The organism is Paenibacillus sp. FSL E2-0151 (assembly GCF_037993015.1).
Classification (GTDB): Bacteria; Bacillota; Bacilli; order Paenibacillales; family Paenibacillaceae; genus Paenibacillus; species Paenibacillus amylolyticus.
Genome location: NZ_CP150308.1, coordinates 1588444 through 1611911 on the forward strand (window position 1 = coordinate 1588444; position 23468 = coordinate 1611911).

General features: G+C 45.0%; 19 protein-coding genes. 15 read left to right on the top strand and 4 right to left on the bottom strand.

Annotation, left to right across the window (positions count from 1 at the left end; translation table 11 throughout):
• Positions 1-99 precede the first annotated feature (99 nt).
• On the top strand, positions 100-447 hold the full coding sequence (locus tag MHI55_RS07135; RefSeq protein ID WP_338708006.1) for a hypothetical protein: 348 nt from the start codon (positions 100-102) through the stop codon (positions 445-447).
• A gap of 268 nt (positions 448-715) precedes the next feature.
• Here the strand turns inward: MHI55_RS07135 and MHI55_RS07140 are convergent, their stop codons facing one another.
• Together MHI55_RS07140 and MHI55_RS07145 are read right to left on the bottom strand one after the other, a co-directional pair.
• Positions 716-1459 (bottom strand): hypothetical protein, encoded by a 744-nt coding sequence (locus MHI55_RS07140; protein WP_340389417.1) that lies wholly within the window; start codon positions 1457-1459, stop codon positions 716-718.
• A gap of 94 nt (positions 1460-1553) precedes the next feature.
• A complete protein-coding gene (locus MHI55_RS07145; RefSeq protein ID WP_340389419.1) occupies positions 1554-4673 on the bottom strand; it encodes a glycoside hydrolase family 2 TIM barrel-domain containing protein in 3120 nt (1039 codons plus the stop codon).
• Between the two features lie 105 nt (positions 4674-4778).
• Here MHI55_RS07145 and MHI55_RS07150 point away from each other — a divergent pair, with 105 nt between their 5' ends.
• Complete coding sequence (locus MHI55_RS07150; protein ID WP_257467884.1) at positions 4779-5633, top strand: AraC family transcriptional regulator; 855 nt, start codon at positions 4779-4781, stop codon at positions 5631-5633.
• A gap of 5 nt (positions 5634-5638) precedes the next feature.
• Here the strand turns inward: MHI55_RS07150 and MHI55_RS07155 are convergent, their stop codons facing one another.
• On the bottom strand, positions 5639-7693 hold the full coding sequence (locus MHI55_RS07155) for a helix-turn-helix domain-containing protein (RefSeq protein WP_340389421.1): 2055 nt from the start codon (positions 7691-7693) through the stop codon (positions 5639-5641).
• A gap of 262 nt (positions 7694-7955) precedes the next feature.
• On the opposite strand from MHI55_RS07155, the gene MHI55_RS07160 reads away from it, so the two are divergent.
• From MHI55_RS07160 to MHI55_RS07190, 7 genes are all read left to right on the top strand, one after another.
• Entirely contained in the window at positions 7956-9176 is a 1221-nt protein-coding gene (locus tag MHI55_RS07160) for an amidohydrolase family protein (RefSeq protein ID WP_340389423.1), read from the top strand.
• 66 nt (positions 9177-9242) lie between these two features.
• A complete protein-coding gene (locus MHI55_RS07165) occupies positions 9243-10409 on the top strand; it encodes a hypothetical protein (RefSeq protein ID WP_340389425.1) in 1167 nt (388 codons plus the stop codon).
• A gap of 255 nt (positions 10410-10664) precedes the next feature.
• The gene (locus MHI55_RS07170) at positions 10665-11600 is read left to right on the top strand and encodes a helix-turn-helix domain-containing protein (RefSeq protein WP_340389427.1); all 936 of its coding nucleotides are present in this window, start codon (positions 10665-10667) and stop codon (positions 11598-11600) included.
• A gap of 27 nt (positions 11601-11627) precedes the next feature.
• On the top strand, positions 11628-12116 hold the full coding sequence (locus MHI55_RS07175) for a DinB family protein (protein ID WP_091033740.1): 489 nt from the start codon (positions 11628-11630) through the stop codon (positions 12114-12116).
• Positions 12117-12306: 190 nt separating this feature from the next.
• Positions 12307-12594 carry a hypothetical protein gene (locus MHI55_RS07180; RefSeq protein ID WP_253506327.1) on the top strand — a complete coding sequence of 96 codons (288 nt, stop codon included), beginning with the start codon at positions 12307-12309 and terminating at the stop codon, positions 12592-12594.
• A 136-nt stretch (positions 12595-12730) separates the two neighbouring features.
• Positions 12731-13459 (top strand): hypothetical protein, encoded by a 729-nt coding sequence (locus MHI55_RS07185; RefSeq protein ID WP_340389429.1) that lies wholly within the window; start codon positions 12731-12733, stop codon positions 13457-13459.
• A gap of 121 nt (positions 13460-13580) precedes the next feature.
• Positions 13581-14102, top strand: coding sequence for a GNAT family N-acetyltransferase (locus MHI55_RS07190; RefSeq protein ID WP_340389431.1), 522 nt, complete (start codon positions 13581-13583; stop codon positions 14100-14102).
• Positions 14103-14155: 53 nt separating this feature from the next.
• On the opposite strand, the gene MHI55_RS07195 is transcribed toward MHI55_RS07190, so the two are convergent.
• Positions 14156-14506 (bottom strand): hypothetical protein, encoded by a 351-nt coding sequence (locus tag MHI55_RS07195; protein WP_282319088.1) that lies wholly within the window; start codon positions 14504-14506, stop codon positions 14156-14158.
• 438 nt (positions 14507-14944) lie between these two features.
• On the opposite strand from MHI55_RS07195, the gene rhaD reads away from it, so the two are divergent.
• The 6 genes from rhaD (at position 14945) to MHI55_RS07225 (ending at position 23076) form a co-directional block, all read left to right on the top strand.
• Positions 14945-15790: a rhamnulose-1-phosphate aldolase gene (rhaD, locus tag MHI55_RS07200; protein ID WP_339189132.1), complete on the top strand. Its 846-nt coding sequence runs from the start codon at positions 14945-14947 to the stop codon at positions 15788-15790.
• A 261-nt stretch (positions 15791-16051) separates the two neighbouring features.
• Positions 16052-17869, top strand: coding sequence for an APC family permease (locus tag MHI55_RS07205; protein ID WP_282319086.1), 1818 nt, complete (start codon positions 16052-16054; stop codon positions 17867-17869).
• Positions 17870-18212: 343 nt separating this feature from the next.
• On the top strand, positions 18213-19175 hold the full coding sequence (locus MHI55_RS07210; RefSeq protein WP_076327280.1) for a sugar ABC transporter permease: 963 nt from the start codon (positions 18213-18215) through the stop codon (positions 19173-19175).
• Positions 19172-19993 carry a carbohydrate ABC transporter permease gene (locus tag MHI55_RS07215; protein WP_340390579.1) on the top strand — a complete coding sequence of 274 codons (822 nt, stop codon included), beginning with the start codon at positions 19172-19174 and terminating at the stop codon, positions 19991-19993. The genes MHI55_RS07210 and MHI55_RS07215 overlap by 4 nt, the downstream gene beginning before the upstream one ends.
• Positions 19994-20375: 382 nt before the next feature.
• Complete coding sequence (locus tag MHI55_RS07220; RefSeq protein WP_340389433.1) at positions 20376-21734, top strand: ABC transporter substrate-binding protein; 1359 nt, start codon at positions 20376-20378, stop codon at positions 21732-21734.
• 187 nt (positions 21735-21921) lie between these two features.
• Positions 21922-23076: a copper amine oxidase N-terminal domain-containing protein gene (locus tag MHI55_RS07225; protein WP_051447209.1), complete on the top strand. Its 1155-nt coding sequence runs from the start codon at positions 21922-21924 to the stop codon at positions 23074-23076.
• The last annotated feature ends 392 nt before the right edge of the window (positions 23077-23468 follow it).

Genomic DNA, 23468 nt, shown 5'->3' on the forward strand with positions numbered 1-23468 from the left:
TAAATAACTTTAGTTCAACTTATATAGATTAGATATCAGGAATGATTAGCAAATATCATAACTCACATTTTTGGGTATATTCCTAAAAGGAGGGATATTATGAAATTATTTAAACTGCCAATGATTCTTTGTGTTATAGTGCTTGTATCTATTGTCTCAGCTTGTGGTGCGGATGATAGACTACACGGAAAGAGCGATAACTGGGATGTTTCTCTACAGAGATCAACAGGGAGCTATAGTATTACTTATATAGGTGATGAAAAGCGCATAAAGGATTTTGTGTTTGACCTTACCGGCAATAATATAAAACAACAGGGGAAAGCGCTTGAGGAACAAGGAGTACCGTTCAGTATGTCGGGAACGGTTACTGAGGCGGAGAAAACGAAAGACCCGATTACCTTTAAAATGAGTTGGAACAATCAAAGCGAGATTGTAACTTTTGAGTAACTCTCGTATGCGGGAGGTGTTCATCATTGGACTTATGGCAACTATTAATCGCCTGGATATGCATTGTTTGTTGGATTGTCACATACAAAGATAAGATCAGTAAATGGATATTGTACCCTGTATCGCTTTTTTGTATCGTGATTACTTTGATATTAGGGCTCTTTAATTCCTAAAAAGAAGAGATCACAAGTAAAATTATATAGTACATACCATACGTTAGGCCGTTCCTTCATGGAGCGGCCTTTTTACCTTTTTACACAATGGGGTCTCATTTCGCAACAGTTATTTCAAAAGTAGAGTGCTCAGAATCCTGTACGCTGAAGCGATATTCCAATCCGTTGCGAACTGTCGCCCCATCAAAATCAGACTGATTCACATCACGATCCAATAGACCGATATCCTGGATGACATCTTGTGCATCGTTATACGTGTAATCACTATTGGTTGTGAGAATGAGTGTGGCGATAGCAGTCATATAAATTCCACCTGTTGGTTTACGCGTATCACCAGTTGCGTATAACCTGACTTCCTGAATGCTCTTATCTGCATTCACTGCACCAACCAAACGCAACTCGTCATTGAATACATACTCGAAAGTGCCAGTGCCCTGCTCGGAAGAGTCTTGTATATTCAAGCGGGTAATACTCAAACCATTCAGTCGGTATTTGCCTACGGCGCCATTAAACTTGTTTTTAAATTCATCGGTAGTCATGTGGAGGCCCGAAAGTTCAATCTGGGGTGAAGGGGTCTGATCTATTTCAGACTGAGTAGAGTTCGAAGATAAATTCAGCATCCCATACAAACCTATTGAAGCAATCGCAAAACAGGCCGTTGTTAGAAAAATATATCTGATTGGCAACCTATTACCTTTGCGAATAGATAAGATCATCCCAACAACAAATCCCAAAAAAGCGATAAATCCAAGAATGAAGAGAGTGGTAAACAGATATTGCAAATTCTCACCTCGTAATAGAGTAATAGCTGGTACGAATCTTTCTTGCACCTCATTCATTATAATGTTCCCATGACAAAGTTCAAACTCCCACTATTCACTGCCCCAACAAAAAAAGCACTGCCGGCAGGCTGCCAGCAGTGCTTGCTTGATGTTATACAGGTCTTACCGTAAAGGTGAAGTGATACGCGCGGTTGGCTGGCAAGGTGTATTCGACATGGGTACGTGCGCTCCAGCTGTCATCTCCGCCAACACCCATTTGTTTGTAATTGATGCGTGCGATAGTCTGTGTGCTCTGAGGTAATTTGTACACATGGTCGTTTGCTTCCAGTTCCTCCGGTGTCCACGGCAACGCATTGATTTCAAATGGTATAGTGGCTTCAACATGAAGGCCAAGCTGACCATCCGCTGATGTAATTTCAGCGAAGCGTACATCCGTTTTGTTACCACACTCTTGTGGTTTCAGATAAGGGACGAATTGATCTCGAACCGCACCTGTGTAATAACCGAGACGTGCACTGGTTAGACGGTCTGCATAATTGTCATGCGGTCCTCTGCCGTACCAAGAGATTGTATCCAAGCGGTTATTCAGTTGCAACAGCATACCGAATTCCGGTAGATCAGGTAAGCCTATGCCTGGAATAAGGGTTTGACTGATTTCCAATACACCATCCGCATCAATTCGGTATGTGATGGACAGCGTACATCCCGGATGTTGATCCCACGTATAATCGGTCGTTACGAGAATGCCTTGCTCGTCTGCATGGTGCTCAAAGCGAATTAATCTGCTGGTAGCGTGAGCATCTCTCCAGAACGCAGAACGCTCATTCAGGTGGTTCCCCATATCGTTGTCTGTCATGGCTCTCCAGAAATTCGGCCGGACAGGTGCGAGCAATTGCTCCTGATTGTTAATCTGATAGGATGTTAAAGCGCCAGTGGCTGGATTGAAGTTCAACGTGACTTGGCCTGTAGTCACTTTCAATTCATCTTGCAGATCCTGTACCTGCGGCGCATTGTCTTGTCCTTGACGTATCGGTTGGATTGGACGCAATCTCGGAGATACCACGAACTGATCCCAGGCAATCTCATGACCTACTCCTGCCCATTTGGTTGCCACTTTGGTAACCAGAGATACAGTCAGCACCGCTTCCTGGAACAGATCGGAAGATGGCGTATAAGGGATTCGGACTTCAACCGATTCGCCAGGAGGTACCGCGATATCCAACGTACCGTTCTCTACAGATTTGCCATCGTGAGTTACTGTCCATACGAGCGAATATTCGCTCAGATCCGTGAACAGGAACTGGTTTTTGATGCGCAGCAAGCCGTCTTTGACATCAACGGTTTCCATACGAACGTTCTGATAACATTTCTTCACTTCTTCCAGCTTCGGTGTAACCGTCTTATCCGCCAGAATCAATCCGTTCCCGCAGAAATTGCCATCATGAGGAGATTCACCGAAATCGCCACCATAAGCAAAATATTCTACACCGTCTGCCGTAGTGGTACGAATGGACTGATCAACCCAGTCCCAGATGAATGCACCCTGCAACACATCATATTTATCGAACAACTCCCAATACAGATGCAGACCTCCACAAGAATTACCCATGGCATGGCTGTATTCACAGATGATGTAAGGCTTCTTAGGTCCCTTCATGCGCGCGTATTGCTCCACATCTTGTGGGCTGATATACATTGTCGATTCAATATCACTTGCCGAATCAGAAGGGCGATAATGGAAGGTGCCTTCATAATGAATAAGACGTGTTGGATCGACTTGTTTCAGATAATCGTACATGGCGATGAAGTTATCGCCGCCGAAGGATTCATTACCCAGAGACCATATAATAACGGACGGATGGTTTTTGTCCCGTTGGAACATCGAGTTACAGCGATCTATTACGTTATTACGCCATTCCGGCTTGCTCGCGGGAATATTGTTTTCATTCATTTCCTTTTGCCCATATTCCCAGGTACCGTGAGTTTCCAGATTCGTTTCGTCAATGACATAGAGGCCATATTCATCACACAGTTCGTACCAGAGTGACTGATTCGGATAATGGGATGTACGCACCGCGTTAACGTTATAGGACTTCATCAACTCGATGTCACGAATCATGTCTTCCCGTCCAATGGCTCGACCCTTATCCGGGGAAAATTCATGACGATTCACGCCTTTGAACACAATGCGTTTGCCATTGATTTGCATCAGGCCGTCCTTCAGTTCAAACTTGCGGAATCCGATCCGGCTGCGGACCGCTTCCAGTGTTTCGCCTGATTCGTCCTGAATGGATAGCACAAGTGTATACAGGTTAGGGGACTCAGCGCTCCATAGAAGCGGCTTCATAACCTCTGCTGACAACTGGAATGAAAGTTCATCCTCACCCTGGAAAGTAACGGCCGCAGTAAGTGGCTGCTTCAGTACAGTTTGCTGTTGTGCATCATAGAGCTGTGCCTGAACGGACAATCCGGTAGGGGTCTGAGCGGCATTATGATTAAATAACTTCAAATCCAGCAGTAGCTCCGCATCCTGATACGCGTCATCCAGTTCGGTACGAACAAAGAAGTCGGCGATCTGAACCGGTGAAGGTGAATGCAAATATACACCACGGAAGATTCCGCTTAACCGCCAGAAATCCTGATTCTCCAGCCAGCTCGCATCACACCAGCGATATACCTCCACAGCGAGCTTGTTCTCACCTTCCGTTAGATACGAAGTGATATCAAATTCTGCGGGCGTGAACGTGTCTTCACTATAACCGACGAGTTCCCCGTTGACCCATACATAAAAGGCGGATTCAACACCCTCGAAGTGCAGCAGGACAGGACGGTCTTTCCAGTCAGCAGGAACAGTAAACGTGCGGATGTACGAACCCACGGGATTATAAGTTGTTGGTGCAAATGGTGGCTTCAATTCAGGTTCACGCTCGACCCACGGATACGTCATATTTGTATAGTGGGGATAATCGTAACCTTGCAGCTGCCAGTTGGAAGGAACGGCGATCTCGTCCCAGTCACTGGCATCATAGTTGTTCTCATAAAAGGATGTAATCCGTTGCTCCGGTGTCTCCGCAAAGGCAAACTTCCATTGACCATTCAGTGATTCGTACCATGGCGATGCGCTGGAATCATTGGACAATGCTTCTGTTATAGATGGAAACGCTACCATAGAAGCATGTGCGGGTAGACGGTTTACTTGAAAAGTCTCGGGATTATTGTTCCATTCCGGGTATCCATTTGCCGGAGGGGTGTGTACCAGTTTCTTTCGCATAACAGCAACTCCTTCTGAAATGTTATAATATTGTCATTATAGAATTGAATGATGACTTAGAGAATAAAGAATATTGCCCATATATATCACAATATGAAACTAACGATGAAGAAAGTGGTGTACTGGATGGATACCCGGATTTTTTTTGGTAAAACAGAAGAAGCTGCTCGCCTGCCGATCTATATGACCACGGTTGGTTACTGGGAACATCAATATGAAACTGAGCGTCCAGAGGGGTTCCCGGATTATCAGATCCACCAGATTATTCATGGTCAGGGGAGACTGATTATACAAGAGGACGAGTATATCGTCGGACCGGGTGACGTTTTCTTTCTGTATCCCGATGTTCCGCATCGATATATGCCCATCAGTGACCGTTGGGAACTGGCTTGGGTCTCGTTTCAGGGGAGAGAGGCTAGCCAGTTATTATCTTATGCGGGGATTACCGGTTCACGCGTATGCAGACTCAGGACAGCCACGCTGCTGCGTGGCCTGGAGCAACTTCTGGTTAGAGGAGAGAATGACGGTGATACGGATTACGCAGATTACGATGTGGAGTGTTCCAAACAATTATATGCCCTGCTGCTGGATCTGAAGCCACTGCTCATCGCATCCGCCAATTATAATGATGAACTGGAGCGCTTGAAGCCTGTGCTGCGTTATATCGCAGAGCATCTGGATCGTTCACTGTCGCTGAAGGAACTGGCCGATGTGGCTGTGGTATCTCCCCAATATTTGTGCAGGCTGTTTCAGAGGGCACTCCATACCAGACCTGTATTTTACGTGAACCAAGAACGGATCAATCGAAGCAAACAACTCATGTTCAGTGAGAGAGAGCTTCGAATATATGAAGTGGCTGATCGGGTGGGTTACGAGAACGCCAGTTATTTCTGTGCGATGTTCAAAAGGCATACAGGCATGAGTCCAGAGCGTTTTCGCAAACTGCACGGACTGAATTGATGGAGTTACAATTTTAGTGCTCCACTCGCGGTAGGAGCAACAGAGTACACTTCACTTAAATGACATGCCAGATACACCTTCATCCAACCCTCGGAATCGTTCAGATCAACACCTAGAATCTCCTCTATTTTGCGCAGGCGCAGATACAACGTATTGGTATGAATATGCAGACGTTCGGCTGTGGCTTGCACAGATCGATTCGCGGCAATGTAGGTTTTGAGTGTGAGTTCAAGCTCTCCTGATTTTTGCTGTTGAAGAGGGGACAGAATTTCGTGAATGTAGTTCTCGATATCGGAAGGTTCCTGATTAAGAAACAACCGATTGATCCCCATCTCTTCGTAGAGCATCAGGCCCGCTTTGTTTTGTTTCAGCAAAAAGGACAATGAGCGTGTAGCCTCGTCATTGCTTTTGCACACATACTCAAGCCCTTGATACAGTCCACCGATGCCGATAGATAGGGCAGGAGTCTTGGAGGTGGTCCATTTCTCCACAGCCGTTTCCAGCCTGCTGATGATCCAGTGTCTGACCTTGGGCTCGGATGCCGCAGCCAAAATCGTAATTTTGTGATGTGCACTGAACAATAGATGTTCGCGGGTGCCCAGCTCCTTTTCGATAAATCCGATCAACTTGCGCACCCAATTTTCAGTTGTTTTCATGTCGGGATGTTCCCCATAGAGCTGCAATTGAGCGACGAACAAGGACTGATGGGCTGGCAACTGAAAGCTGGAAAGTCGTGCCTCCAACTGCTGTGGTTCTCTATATTGCACGAGATCGCTGAAGAAATCATGGTTTTTCCGATAGGACATCTCGGTGAGTGAGTAGGTATTCACCATCTCCAGCATCACAATAGCTCCGCCTTGTTCCAAAATCACATGATCCAACTGACCTAACGGATGATCTATTTGGATGGCAAAACAGCCAAGCACCAGAGATCCGTTCACAATGGGATAGAGGTAATAATCGCTATGATCCGTTCCACCGGATAAGGTGATGGGGTTAAACTGACTGTCCAGAGCGGTATAGATATCGAGCTCACTTAGCAAGACACTTTCCGGGATGAGCGGGTACCAGTCATTTCTCGCCATGTCCACATAATAGGTGGGAAGTTTCAGCATCGACCCAACCGTCTCAATGATATGTCCGAGGCTCACATGTTCAATGGAAAGTGCCGTGAATTGATTATGAATTTCATTGCGGCTAACGAGATATCGGTTCGTCTCCAGCAGTTCTGAATACATGGTGGCGTTGGAGATGGCAATGGCTGCCTGATCCGCAAATCCCTGCATCACATTCAGATCATGTGGGGCAAATCGTCTGTTTTGTTCAAATTGGTATACCAGCATTACACCGATTTTGTGAGTATTCATTGTCACGGGAACGGCGATAAGTCCTTTTGCCATAATACCGTCAGGCAGTGAACTTACAATGATATCCGCATTCTCCTGACTAACATTGCCCATATCTTTAAAGGCATCATCCGGTGTGCTATACATTCGGCCAATGCCTTCCTCGTATACTTTTCCCGTAATGCCCTCATCCAGCTCGCCCTGATATTGATACACGCTATCCTGAAAACCGACTTTGGCTCTAGGAATCATCTTGCCAGAGTCCGGATCAACCATCATGAACAGTCCGCAGGAAAGGGAGGGGATGACATGGAGCGCATTCTCCATGATTTTGAGTAACAAATCGTTCAGCTCCAGGGAACAGGTCAGCTCCCGCAGTCCGGTCAACCATCGATCATTGTGTGCACGTTCCTTCTCAATCTGTTGCTTCAGCAGTCCTTCCCGAATCAAAGACTCCAGACGTTCACTCTGTAGCAGGGTAAGTTGTTTCTGGGTATCGATAACCACACGAATGTTGATGTTAGACAAAAAAACAAACGTGTACCTGAGAATCTTCCAGGATGACTCAATCTGTTCTTGATCTGTATATTCAGGTAGCTCTCCTTCACGTAGCCAGTTATTCCACTGGAAATCATATTCATCCTTGATCCAGATTCCGTACGGAACAGACCCAAAGACTTGAACCATAAATGAACGAACCGCTTCATGAATCATAGCAAACGTACTCCTTTTGTGTTCACATGGCAAAATGCTTACATATATAACATGATCTTCACTATGCTGTGTGATTTATATTTTGTATTGTGTATATCACCATAATTAATATTAGAATGCTGTTGCTATCAACAATGACATTATACATATGCAACTTATATAATGTCATTAACTTTAACACGATACAATTTCATTGTAGTACAACAGTAGAGCTGTAAATAGTTGAACTTACAACCAAGTCTGAAAATGAGGTGGAGTACAGATGAGTCAAATTACTGCTTTTGTAGGTGCATTGTTGATTGATGGACAAGGTGGAGAGCCTGTTTCCGATAGTGTGGTCCTGGTTGAGAACGGGAAATTCATAGCTGCGGGTGCAAAAGCAACCGTTCCAATTCCGGAATATGCCGATCTTGTTGATGTAACAGGCAAAACGGTGATGCCAGGATTAATCGATGCCCATGTCCATGTACACGGGGCCAAAAATCTGAATATGGCTGCGGTGGCGCTGGAAGCCAATGAACTCCAGATGGGGAGAGCACTCCAGGATCTGCCGAAGCTGATCAACGCAGGATTCACAACCGTCAGGGATGTCGGTAGCCATGTTGCTGTATACATTCGCGATCTGATCAAGGAAGGTGTGGTGAAGGGGCCGCGGATTAAAACTTCCCGTCATATGCTCTCTCAGACGGGTGGGCATGCAGACATCCATATGATTCCAACGGAACTGAATATCTTCACCGTGTGTGACGGCGTTCCCGAAGTCATTAAGGCAACACGCACGCAGTTCCGTGAAGGGGCGGATTTCATTAAAGTGTGTTCCACAGGCGGGGTACTTTCGGAGAAAGATGACCCTCGCTGGTCGCAATTCCGCATGGATGAGCTGAAGGCGATCGTGTATGAAGCGGAAGCGGTACAGTCTTATGTGGCTGCACATGCGCAAGGTGCACAGGGGATCAAAAATGCGTTGGAAGCGGGCGTACGCACCATTGAACACGGAATCTACATTGATGAAGAAGGCATTGGCATGATGCTGGATCAAAAGGCGGTTCTGGTTCCAACGCTGGCCATTGTACATCGGATCATCAAAGAAGGGCATAAATACGGTGTTCCCGAATTTGGTATCCGCAAAGCCAAAAGTGTATATCAGGAGCATATTGAGAACATGATTATCGCGCGTAAGGCAGGCGTAACCATTGCAGTAGGGACAGACTTCTGCACGTGTGCACCTGTTGAGCATGGCGGGAATGCACTAGAACTTCGATTGCTTGTTGATGATGTTGGATTTACGCCGATGGAAGCGATCGTAGCCGCAACAAGAGATGCGGCGAGAGCGATGCAGATGGAAGCGGAGATCGGTACGATTGAGCCTGGCAAAGCTGCTGATCTGCTGGTATTGAATGTGAATCCGTTGACGGATATTGGACTGCTCGAAAACACAGAGAATATCGAACAGGTCTATTTATCAGGTGAACGCTTGAAATAAGAAAGATGGTTCTACGTGAACTGAACTGAACTGCACTGACAACATAGAGAATGGGGAGAAGTCACCATGTTTAGTCAACCGATATATATCGCCACAGTATTGCTTGTTATTTTAGCTATAGGGGAACTGGTTTCGATCTGGTCCAAAGCGCGAATTCCTTCCTTGCTTGTTATTCTGATCGGATATTTGCTGCTGAACTGGGCGGGGTTATTTCCTAAAGGAGTGGTATCCAGCTCTGCTCTGACGGCGTTCGGGGCTCTCATGGTGGCTCCGCTGATTGTACACATGGGGACATTAATACCGCTGAAATTAATACGTTCCCAATATAAAGCAATACTGATCTCATTGTTCGCATCACTCACGGCGACAGGTCTTATCCTGTTAATCGTATCACCGTTCTATGGTTATCCTACGGCTGTTGCCGGATCAAGTCCGGTTGTTGGTGGCATTATCTCTTATCTGATCACAACCACGAAGTTGCAGGAGATGAATCTGGGTCATCTGATTACAATTCCGGCTGTTATTCTGGGTATTCATTCCCTCGTGGGGATGCCGATTGCAACCAATATGTTGCGCAGATATGCGTTAAAACTGCAGAAGCAGGGCGCTTTTGAGAACAAGGTTGCAGGGGAAGGCCACGTGAACATTAAAGAAGTGAATGCCAAAACATTCCTTCCGCAGCGATTCCAGACCGCACCTATTCTGCTGTTGCTCTTGTTCATAATGGGTAGTCTCTCCATTTATCTAGGTAATGTAACCGGACTTAGCTACAGTATCTGGGCTCTGTTGCTGGGGGTTCTCGGGCATCTGATCGGACTGTTCCCATCTCGTATTCTGGATAAAGCAAGTACATCGGGAATTGCCATGATAGGTCTGATCGTAGTCGTTATGACAAGTATGGAGTCGATCACTTTTGATGCGGTGGTTAGTTCCATTATTCCAGTGTTGTTCATTATCGCAATCGGTGTAATTGGGGTGCTGATCGGTGGATTTGTTGGCTCCAAGCTGTTCAAATGGGACCCACTCAAAGGTCTGCCTGTGGCACTGACTGCACTATTCGGTTTTCCGGGGGACTACATTATCTGTGAGGAAGTAAGCCGTTCAGTTGGACGTGATGAAAATGAACGCAAAGCCATCCTCGATGAGATTTTAACACCAATGCTGGTAGGTGGATTCACAACGGTCACAACAGCATCCGTGTTAATTGCGTCCATACTGATCAAGACACTTTAAGAGGTTGTCAAAAACGATCTTTTTGAACACGCACTATAAGAAAAATTGATGTTCTTTTCATCCCAATTTCAGTTTCCATTAAGGTTGGGAAGGTAAGATAAGTCTTGTAAACCCCTTCTCGTGTTAAATAGATGTGTGACTGGCCCTATCGGATTGTCCTCCGGTAGGGCACTTTTTTTCTTCATTTCTGCGGTTGGTGGTATGATAGATGAATACATAATGTGTAACCAACTCTAGTGACCGGAGGATGGAATTGTGGATCACAGTTTGCACCCGTTGTTTAAGCCTATTCAGATGAATGGAACGTACCCTAACAGTTATTATGTTGAGAAAGTACCTGCTACTGGTCTGATGGCTTATGTGGCCTGTTATTGGGAATCAGGATCTCTTCCGAACACACATGCGGATGTTGCTAAGAGAGAAGGTCCAGAGCGATCGATGATGACGGTACCTGCCCGGGTATTACCGGATGGTTGCACGGACATGCTGATTACATACGACCCGGTCTGTTCAAAGCACTCCTATGCTTACTGTGGCAATTATACAAAGCCGTTCGCTGTACCTGAGCCATCCGATGATGGTTCCCCTGCTGGAGACTACACCTTTGGTGTCCGGTTCTTCCCGGGTGGAGCGCATGTCTTCCATGGCATGCCTCTGGAGTGGTTTACGGATAAGCGAATTGCCCTTCAGGAATGTTGGCCGGAGAAGCTGAACGGGCTTCAGGAACGGATGGCCGAAACGAATCATTTTGCAGAGCGAGTAGAGGTTATGAATGCGTACTTGAGTCCGTTGCCCGTGCAGGCAAGCACATCGGAGAACAATGTGATGAAAAACGTGCTGCACCGCATCTTTATCGATGGGGGACGTATGAGTGTCCAAGAGCTGGCGATGCGTGAAGTGATCAGTGAGCGGCAGCTGCATCGAAAGTTCTCGGAGTGGGTCGGAATCAGTCCCAAACGGTTCAGTGAGGTGGTTCGTTTTCATCGTGTGCTGAGCGATATTCATCAAGGGAACACGGCAGACTGGGCAATGCTTGCCCAGAATCATGGATTTTTTGACCAAGCCCATCTAATTCGGCAATTTCGCAAGTTTTATGGAGAGACTCCGTTGACGGCAGCCAGGGAGCATGGCAGAATGTTGTCCGATTTGTACAATAGATCTGTAGCACCTTCGGTTATACTGAAGTCGTGAGAATAAAAGATAAGGGAGACATCATATATGAATGGAACATTGCAGATTCGGGATCACTTGTTAAATGAATTGGAAACAGGCGTACGGACGGGGGCTTCGTTAATTCGCTTGATCCGTTCGGAGGATTGGTCGTATCGTCCACAGGAGAATATGCGTTCATTGGTGGAGCTAGTGCATCACTTTATCCAAATCACGGCATCGGATCTTGCCATTATGCAGGAAAAAGGTGAAGCTGAGGTTGGGCTGGTGGAGAATAGCCTGTCGGGGATTGAGGATATCGAGAAGCTTGAAGCAACATTATGGAGCAATTTCGAATCCTACAAAGCTTATATCACGGGATTGAGCGAAGACGACTTTTTGAATCGTTCAACAAAAGCTTTTTATATGGAACATGGTCACTTGCAGGTTCAATGGCAGATTGAAACGGTAACACACGTATTCCATCACCGTTCGCAGCTGTATAACTATCTCAAGCAGCAGGGCCATGAACTGAACTTTTTCATGCTGTATGCGTAATTAAACCTGTAATATTAAAGTAAGCTTAGTTGGCTCCACCGGATGGTCCGGTGGGGCTTTTTTTGCGTACATTCGTCTATCAATCTATGAAGTCTATCAAAATTGGACATTATGACCCTGGTAATTCACCGTTGCTTTAATAGATTTCAAGCATAGAATACCGTATCAAAGCAAAAAGGAGGTGAATTCAATGGCCATCCTTTTACCGATACAAAATTACAACCTTCCTGCCGGAGTAGGCAAGTCCTACTACGAAAATTTGGCTGGAGGCACAAATGCCAGCGCTACAGTGAACAACTTTGGACCTTTTCCGGTATCTCTCGTGATTACACGTGTTAATGCACCAGTAGTCACTTACGTTGTTCCTGTAAACAGCAGCCTTACCATTTCTGCAGGTGGAGTTCTGGTGTTTGCTTTGTTAGCTAACCTTGGAGGCGCAGCTTCCGGAACAATTCAATTTGCCGTAGGTGATTTGTAATTGGTGTAGACTGGAATGGAATGACCTCTGTCGGACATCTTGTCGGCAGGGGTTTTTCTTTTTTATGTGGAAGCTTCTGGATTGAAAGTGATATTATACTAGAGTCTTATTATTTGATTAATAGGTTGTTATAAGAATGAATTTCTTATACAGCGAGAGAAAGGGAGATTTGATGTTTAGAAAGATGTTCATCTATATTATGGGGGTAAGCTTAGGATTGTCCGTAATTCTGTTACCACATGTTGTTCAGGCTGCGAGTGAGTTGGCTACTCTGGAGTATGGCAACGGGGCTACATATTATGGAGAGATCAAAAATGGAAAACCTCACGGGAATGGAACCATGACCTGGGGGAAAACCAAAACTTACAAAGGAAGCTGGGCACAGGGAAAACGTTCGGGACATGGTGTTTATAAAGTTATAACACGCAGTGAGGACAGAATTACAGAGTCCAAGTATGATGGGAACTGGAAGAATGACAAGAAAGATGGTAAAGGTAAACTTCATGTTAACGAAATAGCTTTGACTGGATATATGCTGGAATCGCGAATCCAAACAGGGACATTTGCAAAAGATCAGTGGATTGCAGGCTATGATGTACGAAATGGGGAATATGATCCGCCATATTCGTTTCTTTACAAAGATTCGAAATTGAGACTAGAAATTTGGGGAGATGTCGGAAATATTTTGAATGGATTAAAGAATAACTATTTCTTCTCGTTTACATATCAAAAGGGAAAAGTATATAAAAGTGTTGGTGTTGGAGATGAGTATAATCCCAAGCAATTTAGTTCCTTCATAAAAAGTGTAGAGAAAGAGATCAAGCCTCATATCAATCAATTTGAGAATTTGGCTAAGCAATTATAAGTGCCATTACAAGGAATGAACATGTACACAGATTATAAATGTTGTTTATCCTGACGTTCATTCGATTAATTTAAGGTATAAGCTGCACGCAGATTGGTGTTGGCATACAGGAGGTTAGTGGATGATGAATAGAACAATCTTATTTGAAACCGAACGGTTGGAATGTGCGACTTGGAACGAAGGAGATCGTGCGCTGGCGTTTGCATTGTGGGGCGATCATGAGGTTGCCAAATGGATTAGCAGCAAGGGATTTCTGAGCGAGGATGAAGTAGAAGCGCGATTGACACAGGAGATTCAAAGGCAGAAGGAAGCGGGGGTGCAATATTGGCCCCTTTTTGAGAAAGAGTCGGAGGTGTTTGTGGGCTGTTGTGGCCTGCGTCCGTATTCTCCTGAAGAGGAGATCTATGAATTGGGATTTCATCTAACCCAGGATCATTGGGGGAAAGGGTATGCACAGGAAGCGGCACGGGCGGTAATTGGTTATGCCTTTGACACAATGAATGTGAATGCACTGTTTGCCGGGCATCATCCGGATAATGAAGTATCACGTCACATCTTGATCAAGCTGGGATTTGAGTATACAGGTGATGAACGTTATGAACCGACAGGAAAGATGCATCCATCGTATGTGCTGCGAAAATAAGAAACCCCCGACCAATGAAGGACAGGGATTGAGGGCATCCGGTTTCCTCTTTCTTATAGAACAAGTTCATTCGAAACAATCCGATGTGCGGTGACGATTTGCCCGGTGCTGTCTTTTCCCCACACTGAAATTTCAGTTGATGCAGCTGCGCTTCCACCCGTTGTGAATACATATTCGTATCCATCCAGGTTGGCATAGTAGGTTTGAGAGAAGACTTGCCCGGGGGTCAGATTAACGGATTGCAGCACATATAAGGTCCTCGTTCCATTCAGGAAATAACCTTCAATGAGTACATTGGACGTATTGATGGAATCGGTGTTGACCATTTTGATGGTGACTTGTTGTGTAGGCCTGCTGCCACCGGAGAGGTTGTTCTCGATCGGGCCTGTAGAAAGGACTGCCATAGGTCCATCTCCTTTTTTTATGAATGACTTTTTCTGAGAAAAGCTAGAATAGCATATGTTAGAATCGACAAAAGCGTTTGGACAGAGAGAGATATGTACTGAATGAAAAGGAGGAACTGAATCTTCTGGCCAAAGGGGATATATGTTTTCATGCTTTTTTTATTTCGCTTTCAGCTTCTATTAAGGTAGCAGAGGTAAGATAAGTCTTGTAAACCCCTTCTCGTGTTAAATAGATGTGTGACTGACCCCGCCGGGCGCCGGTGGGGTATTTTTTTGTTTTATTTTCAAATAAACAAAACTAAACAAAGAAAAATAAAAGGTTAATTCTGTGTTTGTTATTGACTATCAAATATAAACAAAGGTATAATGAATGTGAAATAAGGAACTTACTATGTACGTGGCAAGCCATTTGATTTTCAATATAAGGAGAGATTGATCATGAACGTGACCCTTAGCAATGAAACAACGCAGGCTGCAGGTTTCCATATCCCATTTGTCCGTGAGATGGCTGAGATTACACAACATATGTGGAAAAATGGCTGGGATGAGCGCAATGGCGGTAATGTCAGCTATCTGCTGGAGGAAGAGGAAGTTGCCCAATATATCGATATCCATCATGTGATTCGCAAGATCAAACCGGCATTTTCGGTGCATGAGCTGGCAGGCAAGTATTTTATCGTGACCGCATCGGGCAAATATTTCAAAAATGTACTCGCTGATCCGGAGAGCAATCTAGGATTGCTGCGTGTATCGCAGGATGGACAGGAGCTGGAAGTGCTCTGGGGATTGAAGTCGGGAGCGAATCCAACAAGTGAGTTGCCTACACATTTCATGAGCCATATCGAACGTTTGAAATTGGATCCGAACCACCGGGTTGTCATGCACAACCATGCCACTCATGTATTGGCTATGACGTTTATCCACGATTTGGATGAAGCAAAATTCACGAAGACGCTGTGGCAGATGTGCACGGAGTGTGTGGTTGTATTCCCGGATGGGATCGGTATTATTCCATGGATGATTCCTGGATCGAACGAGATTGGACGCGAAACGGCTGAGAAAATGAAAGAATACCACGCAGTCATCTGGCCGCAACATGGCATCTTTGGAACAGGAGCAACGATTGACGAGGCATTTGGTCTGATTGAGACCATCGAGAAGGCAGCCCAAGTGTATATGCTGGTTGCTGGTCACGAGATCCGGCAGAGAATTACGGATGAGCAGCTGACCACACTGGCACAAGCGTTTGGTGTTACTCCTCGTCCCGGAATTCTGGGCAGTTAAAATAGTTAACGCATAGATCAAGGAAGTGGTCTTTGGTTCATTGAACCAAAGGCCATTTCCTTTTTTTTGACGAACAATCGTCATTTTGGTTCAAAAAAGTTCAAATTGCTGAACAAGAATGGCTTTGTTATCGATTATTGAATCGTAGAATGCATTATCACGCGCTGGCGAAATTCGGGTGAAATGACGTATTGTCAACGGCTCTGCGATTTTGCATAATAACAATGCTTCACAGATGAGAGACGGAAGGAAGTTATGATCATGCTTGGCAAAATGAAGAGAATCTTAATAGGCAAGCCAATGAAATCGGCTGAACTGGATGGAGAAAAATTGGGGAAATGGAAGGCACTCGCCATCCTGTCCTCGGATGCCCTATCGTCCGTTGCCTACGGTACGGAACAGATCTTGCTGGTGCTCGTTGCGGCCGGATTCGCCGCCCTGTGGTATTCTGTTCCGATTTCCATCGCCGTGCTGGGATTACTCGTCATTTTAATTTTTTCCTATCGCCAGACGATATTTGCTTATCCAACAGGAGGCGGCGCTTATATCGTAGCCAAGGATAACCTGGGTACAACATCCAGTCTGATTGCCGGAGGATCTCTGCTGGTCGATTATATTTTGACCGTTGCGGTAAGTTCGTCGGCAGGGACGGATGCGATTACGTCGGCTTTTCCTATGCTGCATGACTACAGTGTTGTGATTGCTCTGATTATGATTGTTTTTCTAACCATTATGAATTTGCGGGGAGTGACGGAGTCAGCGTCTGTGCTGGCGATCCCCATTTATCTATTTATCTTTTCGATTGCGGTTCTGATTATCTCGGGTGGAATCAAATTTCTTGCCGGGGGGATGGAAGCAGCTGCACCAGAATTCGGAACTAGTCTATCCCATGTGAGTATGTTTCTGTTATTAAAAGCATTCAGCTCCGGTTGTTCGGCCTTGACTGGCGTGGAAGCGGTAAGTAACGCGATCCCAAACTTCAAGCAGCCTGCTGAGAAAAATGCCGCGGGTACATTACTGCTCATGGGTTGTATTTTGGGAGCCATGTTCATCGGTATCACCTTACTGGCTTATGGGTACGGAGTGAAGCCTGATCCCAAAGCAACGGTCATCTCCCAGATTGCTGAAGCGACGTTTGGCAGGGGCACGATGTATTTTATCATCCAGGGTGTAACGGCACTGATCCTGTTCCTCGCAGCCAACACAGCTTATTCGGCTTTTCCGCTGTTATCCTTCATGATGGCAAAGGATAAATACATGCCGCATGCATTTATGGTCAGAGGAGACCGCCTTGGTTTCTCAAACGGGATCATTTTCCTCAGTGTGATGTCTGCGCTGCTGGTGGTCGGGTTCAAAGGGAATACGGAAAGCCTGATTCCGCTCTATGCGGTTGGGGTGTTCATTCCATTTACCCTGTCACAGCTCGGTATGATGATTCGCTGGATCAAAGTCAAGCCGTCTGGCTGGCAGATGAAGTTGCTGGTCAATACCGTCGGTATGCTGACTACACTATCGATTACCCTGATTTTTATTTTCACCAAGTTCACGCAGACATGGGTCATCTTTATCTTTTTGCCGTTCGTTGTGTATGTGTTCATGCGTATTCACCGTCACTATTGCAACATTGCAGATGAGCTACGGATTGATATTCAGGTTGATAAGCCAGCCAAAAAAGGCAATACGATAGTCATTCCTGTTGCGGGCATTACCCGGGTCGTTATGAATACGATCAGTTACGCCCAGACGATGTCGGATCACGTCGTCGCGCTGTACATTGGATTTGATGATGAGGCGATACGCAAGATGGAGCAGAAGTGGGAAGAGTGGAATCCAGGCGTTCGTCTGGTTGTAATCAAATCGAGATACCGTAGCATTATGGGGCCGCTGAAGAAATTCATTGATACTGTAGAGTGGAAAACGGCCGAGACCGATCACATCACTATATTAATCCCGCAATTCATCACCAAGCACTGGTGGCAAAATGTACTGCACAACCAGACCAGCTTCATGATCCGAGCCTATCTGATCAATTACAAAGACGTGATTGTCACCACGGTGCCATATCATCTTAATCGTTAACTCGAACGGTTAATCGCTTTACCTCGTTTGGAAGATTTTCAGATTATTGTAAAATGAGTCGCTTTTATTAATAAGCAAACGTTCATATTCCATTTACACATCAAACCGCAGGGACATCTCCAAACAGGGGAGTTCTTGCGGTTTTTTGTCATGAAATCCGGTTTGGATACCGCTTTCGAATGGATGCACATTTCCGTAAAGTCCCTTGTCCATGATTAACGTTACGTTGATTCAGAATGAATTTTGCTGTGACATTCGACTCTTACACTAGATAACGTGGTGCTGAAGTTGATCTAACATTTCACACACACTGAATGCGTGAAACAAGGGGGAAGAAAATCCGATGAGTGAGCTTGATAACCGGATCAGCTTGCCCGCCGCCAAACGGCGCGTATCCGGTACGAGTGAGCGCCGGACTGCCTCGCTGCGTGTGCAACGAATGCGGGAGAATCTGCTGGCCTATGGTTTCCTGGCACCATCGCTGCTTTTGTTTGCAGTGTTTCTGTTTTACCCGATGTTTAAGTCCGTGTACCTGAGTCTGCATTCCACAGATCCGACGGGGCAGATTGCGGCTTATGTAGGACTGGATAACTTCAAGGCCGTGTTCCAATCAGGACTGTTTATGCAAGGGATGAAAGTGACATTACTATTTGTCCTGTTTACAGTGCCTACGGGCATGCTGGCTGCTCTGATTCTGGCTGCACTGACCCACAACCGGTTCAAGGGAATGCGTGTGTTCCAATTTGTATTCTCTCTGCCCGTGGTGTTATCCGTCGGTTCGTCAGCGGTGATCTGGAAGTTTCTATTCCACCCGACCCTGGGCATGCTGAATTATCTGCTTGGCAAAGTAGGTATGGATCCAATTCCCTGGCTCACCAGCCCGGATTGGGCATTGATCTCAATTTCCATCATGACAATCTGGATGAACCTTGGATTCAACTACATTATTCTATCCAGTGGTTTGGCGGGCATCCCGGATGAGATCTACGAGAGCGCCAAGATTGACGGTGCAGGACCATTGCTGACGTTTCGCAAAATTTCGATGCCGCTACTGTCACCAACGTTGTTCTTTGTCACGGTTGTATCAATCATTGGTGCTTTTCAATCGTTCGGTCAGATCAACATTCTAACCCGGGGTGGTCCGATGGACAGTACAAATGTTTTTGTATATTCCATCTATCAGGAAGCCTTCGTTAATTTCCGCTTTGGTACAGGTAGTGCACAGGCACTGATCCTGTTCGTGGTGATTATGTTGCTGACCCTGATCCAGTTCAAATGGGTAGAAAGGAAAGTGCATTACCAATGAGTGCGACATGGACCAAAACGCTGTTGTATGTATTACTGACGATCTGTGCAGCGCTTGTGCTGTATCCGGTGATGTACACCTTTTTCATGGCCGTGATGACGCCGGAAGATGCGAGTGCTTATCCGCCGCATATCATTCCAAATTCAATCGATCTGTCCAACTTTAGCGAAGTATTTGATATTGTTCCGATCGGTCGATTTATCGGCAATACCTTTCTTGTCGCAGGACTGACAACGCTTGGTCAATTGATTACAGCGAGTATGGCAGCCTATGCTTTTGCGAAAATGCAGTTCAAAGGCAAAAACGTCATCTTCAGCATGTTTGTCGCAACGATGATGATTCCATGGGAAGTGACGATGATCCCCAACTACCTGACGGTTCGCAGTTGGGGCTGGCTAGATAGTTACCAGGGGCTTACCGTGCCGTTTCTTGCAACGGCGTTTGGTACATTCCTGCTAAGACAGTTCTTCATGCAGCTACCCAAGGAATTGTTCGAGGCGGCGAGGATCGATGGTTGTGGTCATATTCGCTATTTCATATCGCATGTCTTGCCTTTGTCCCGTCCGGCACTTGGAACACTGGCAATCTATTCATTCCTTAGCATGTACAATTCGTATCTCTGGCCGCTGCTGGTGACAAACACACCGGAAATGAGAACCGCACAGATCGGAATCTCGATGCTGGAGTTCCAGGAATCCACAGCGTGGAATCTTGTATTTGCCGGAACAGCCATGGTCATTCTACCATCCTTACTGCTATTGATTTTCGGGTTGAAACAGCTTGTCCGCGGAATTGCCGCAGGCGCGCTGAAAGGGTAGGCAATGAAAGTTTTACAACTATTTAGTTGAATTGAAGTGGAAACTCTGAAGGTTTTGATCTAAAGATTTTAATTTAGAGGTTTTGAATTAAACCATGTATCTTCGTACAAGGCCCACGGTTTGGATACCAGGAGCGAATAAAATGATGCTCGTGCTTCAAATAAAATGTTGAAATGAACGACGGTAGTAGTGGAGGGGACGAAATCGATTCTGAAGAAGCAAAGCGTTCGCCTTTATCCCCGGATTTCCCCCTTTGAAAGGGAATGAAAAGAAATCCGGGGATAACAGCGATCAAAAGAACGATTCGTAACCGTAACGGCCACACCGCGTCATCCCCAAGATTTTATTGTACGCGAGCCATATAAAAGGAGAGCGATTTCGTTTGAAAAAAAGAGGAACATTCGCATTAATGCTGTCTGCACTCATGTTGGTCATCTCCGCTTGCGGAACAAAAGCTGAAACAAGCAGCCCGGCAAGTGGAGCTCAAGCAGAAGCTGCCGCAGCTGAAACGACACAATTGACGTGGTGGCATTCCATGTCTGGCGCTGGGGAGAAAGCCATTAACCAACTCGCTTCCGATTTTAACGCTAGCCATCCGGACATTCAGGTGAAACCCATCTATCAAGGGAAGTACGATGAAAGTCTGAACAAACTCAAAGCATCCATGGGCTCAGACAGCGGTCCAGACATTATCCAGGTCTACGAGATCGGTAGCAAGTTCATGATCGATTCGGGCATGATTACGCCAGTACAACAGTTCATCGACAAGGATCAGTTCGACCTGTCCCAACTGGAGCCAAACATCATCCGATACTACACCATCGATGGCAAATTGAACGCCATGCCGTTTAACACATCCAACCCGATCCTGTATTACAACAAGGATATGTTCAAAGCAGCAGGTCTGGACCCGGAGAACCCGCCGAAGACGTATGAAGAGTTTGAGCAAGCAGCAAAAGCACTGGCGAAAGACGGTAAGCCAGGTGCATCCATGGCGATCTACGGCTGGTTTATGGAACAGTTCTTTGCAAACCAGAATGCAGATTATGTAAACAATGGAAACGGAAGAAATGAAGCGGCTACAGAGTCTCTGCTGAACTCCGAAGCTGGAGTGAAGACTTTAACGTGGTGGAAAAAGATGATTGATGAGAAGACCCTCTCCAATCTGGGACGTAGCACAGACGATACAACAGCAGCATTTACCGCTCAGCAAATCGGTATGACTCTTGATTCCACAGCTGGCCTGCGTAAAATCGTAGAAGGTTCAGGTGGCAAGTTTGAACTGGGAACAGGCTTCCTGCCTCGTCCAGCCGATGCCAAAGAAGGCGGCGTTGTAGTGGGTGGAGCGAGCTTGTACATCATGAACAACAAATCGGAAGCGCAACAACAAGCGGCATGGGAATTCATCAAGTACTTGACTACACCAGAGGTACAAGCGAACTGGAGTGTTGCGACAGGATACTTCCCTATTACGACAGCAGCCTACAATGAGCAAGTATTAAAGGATAATATGGCGAAGTATCCGCAATTCCAGACAGCAGTCGATCAATTGCACGCTTCCGCAGATTCGACAGCAACATCCGGGGCATTAATGGGTGTATTCCCGGAAGCCAGACAACTTGTCGAAGGAGCGATTGAAACGGTCCTGAATGGACAAGGTACACCACAGGAAGCACTGGATGCAGCAGCTAAACAAATTACAGACAAGATTGCGCAATATAACAGCACGGTGAAGAAATAATTAAATTCATATCCATGTTGAATGCAGTGATTAAGCTGCATTCAATTTTTTTGTTTTACTAAAAAGAAAGACTAACATTTTTTGTTAATGATTCCGAAAATAGAATAGGAAGCTGAAAGGGGTATCCCAATACATGGATTCATGAAAAGCAATGGACAATATTAAAAATAAGAAGGAGTACAAGTGAATGAAAAGAGTAACGGTTCTAATGATGGCATTTATGTTGTTGTTTGTTTCAAGTGTTTATGCGGAGGAACTTAAAGTTAAAAATATTGAACTCATCCCTAATACTACAGTTTCGGTCGGTTCTAAGATTAATCTTAATATAGTTGTTGTGTATGATGACGAAAATTCAATACATAGCGATAACGATCCATACTACAGAAGAAATACAGGTCTTACAAAAACAGATTATACGATCAGTGAACCTCATATACTTCAAGTGCTGAGCACTGGGATGGTAAAGGTAATAGGTGTAGGTTCTTCAACAATTACTGTTAAAGTCGAAAATGTTGAAAGATCAGTTACTATTTCAGGTAGTTTGGATGAAGCAATTGATGGAGGATACATAAAAAATGGTGTGACTCTTGTTCCGATGAAAGAGGTATTCAAGGCACTGGGAGGGAGTGTTAGTTACATTGCTCAACAGGACGCCTTCGAGATTAAAGTTGGTTCTACCAAACTAACTCTCCCGAAAACGGGAACAAAAGCAACGTTAAATGGAGAGCCATTAACTCTCAAGTCCCCGCTGCTTGTTCAAAATGGCGTAACTTTGTTTCCTGCTTCAGTTCTCTCAGATGCTCTGGATGGAACTGTGACTTATAACTCTAAAGCTAAGCAGATGCAAGTATCTATTGGTAAAGGTAAAATGACTATTAATATTGAACAACCTCAAAAACAAAACAGTGTAACAGGAACAACTCCAACAAAAGGGAAACTTTATGCTGTGCCAGCTACTGGAGATATGAAAGGGTGGAGCATTCTCAAGGGTCATCCTTACGAAAAAAGCATCCGTGTGTACTTCAAAATCAATGGGTCAAATGTACAAATATATACTAAGGATATAAGGAAGGTAGATCTGAATAAAAAAGTAACATGGACCGATTTAGAGGGGAAAAAACACACGAATACGGTAAAACAGTTATATACTGTTTTTGGGGAATTAAGTAATGAATATACTAGTGACATACTATATAAAATGTTTGGAAAAACATATTCAGACTGGATCGGGTCAACTTCACTGAATGCAGATCGATACGTTGACCAATACTTGGAGCAACAAGGATTAATTGAACCCTATGGAAGTAATATTACTTTGACACCAGACACAGAAGTGTATTGAAAACCGTCTGTAACATTTCGAAAAAGTGAAATTAGTATCATTTTTCATATTTTATATTATCCCACAAGAAAGTCTCTGAGAGTAATTGGAGATGTTCTTGTGGTTTTTTTTTAACATTCTATTAACTCATACTGATTTTGCGCTTAATAGTTCTCTTTTATACTCAGTTAATGTGGTGATCTAAAGTGATCCGTACATATCGTTTTATCATGTGAAAATGCATGTCTCAAGACTCAGGTTTTAGTGGGTTTAAAGAAATGAGTACTGTTACTAAATGTCGAATTCGTATATATATTCAGTATAAATGTCAATTTAATTGACGTTAAGTAACCGTATATCTAACATTTATATAACTTTAATAGGCTTAATAACGTGTTTTTAGTTAAAAGTTA

Coding starts and splice junctions, on each gene's coding strand:
- MHI55_RS07190 (WP_340389431.1), top strand. CDS start 13,581: ATGATGAATAGAACAATCTTATTTGAAACCGAACGGTTGGAATGTGCG.
- MHI55_RS07160 (WP_340389423.1), top strand. CDS start 7,956: ATGAGTCAAATTACTGCTTTTGTAGGTGCATTGTTGATTGATGGACAA.
- MHI55_RS07155 (WP_340389421.1), bottom strand. CDS start 7,693: ATGATTCATGAAGCGGTTCGTTCATTTATGGTTCAAGTCTTTGGGTCT.
- MHI55_RS07180 (WP_253506327.1), top strand. CDS start 12,307: ATGGCCATCCTTTTACCGATACAAAATTACAACCTTCCTGCCGGAGTA.
- rhaD (WP_339189132.1), top strand. CDS start 14,945: ATGAACGTGACCCTTAGCAATGAAACAACGCAGGCTGCAGGTTTCCAT.
- MHI55_RS07215 (WP_340390579.1), top strand. CDS start 19,172: ATGAGTGCGACATGGACCAAAACGCTGTTGTATGTATTACTGACGATC.
- MHI55_RS07165 (WP_340389425.1), top strand. CDS start 9,243: ATGTTTAGTCAACCGATATATATCGCCACAGTATTGCTTGTTATTTTA.
- MHI55_RS07195 (WP_282319088.1), bottom strand. CDS start 14,506: ATGGCAGTCCTTTCTACAGGCCCGATCGAGAACAACCTCTCCGGTGGC.
- MHI55_RS07185 (WP_340389429.1), top strand. CDS start 12,731: ATGAATTTCTTATACAGCGAGAGAAAGGGAGATTTGATGTTTAGAAAG.
- MHI55_RS07135 (WP_338708006.1), top strand. CDS start 100: ATGAAATTATTTAAACTGCCAATGATTCTTTGTGTTATAGTGCTTGTA.
- MHI55_RS07150 (WP_257467884.1), top strand. CDS start 4,779: ATGAAGAAAGTGGTGTACTGGATGGATACCCGGATTTTTTTTGGTAAA.
- MHI55_RS07175 (WP_091033740.1), top strand. CDS start 11,628: ATGAATGGAACATTGCAGATTCGGGATCACTTGTTAAATGAATTGGAA.
- MHI55_RS07210 (WP_076327280.1), top strand. CDS start 18,213: ATGAGTGAGCTTGATAACCGGATCAGCTTGCCCGCCGCCAAACGGCGC.
- MHI55_RS07140 (WP_340389417.1), bottom strand. CDS start 1,459: ATGAATGAGGTGCAAGAAAGATTCGTACCAGCTATTACTCTATTACGA.
- MHI55_RS07145 (WP_340389419.1), bottom strand. CDS start 4,673: ATGCGAAAGAAACTGGTACACACCCCTCCGGCAAATGGATACCCGGAA.
- MHI55_RS07225 (WP_051447209.1), top strand. CDS start 21,922: ATGAAAAGAGTAACGGTTCTAATGATGGCATTTATGTTGTTGTTTGTT.
- MHI55_RS07205 (WP_282319086.1), top strand. CDS start 16,052: ATGCTTGGCAAAATGAAGAGAATCTTAATAGGCAAGCCAATGAAATCG.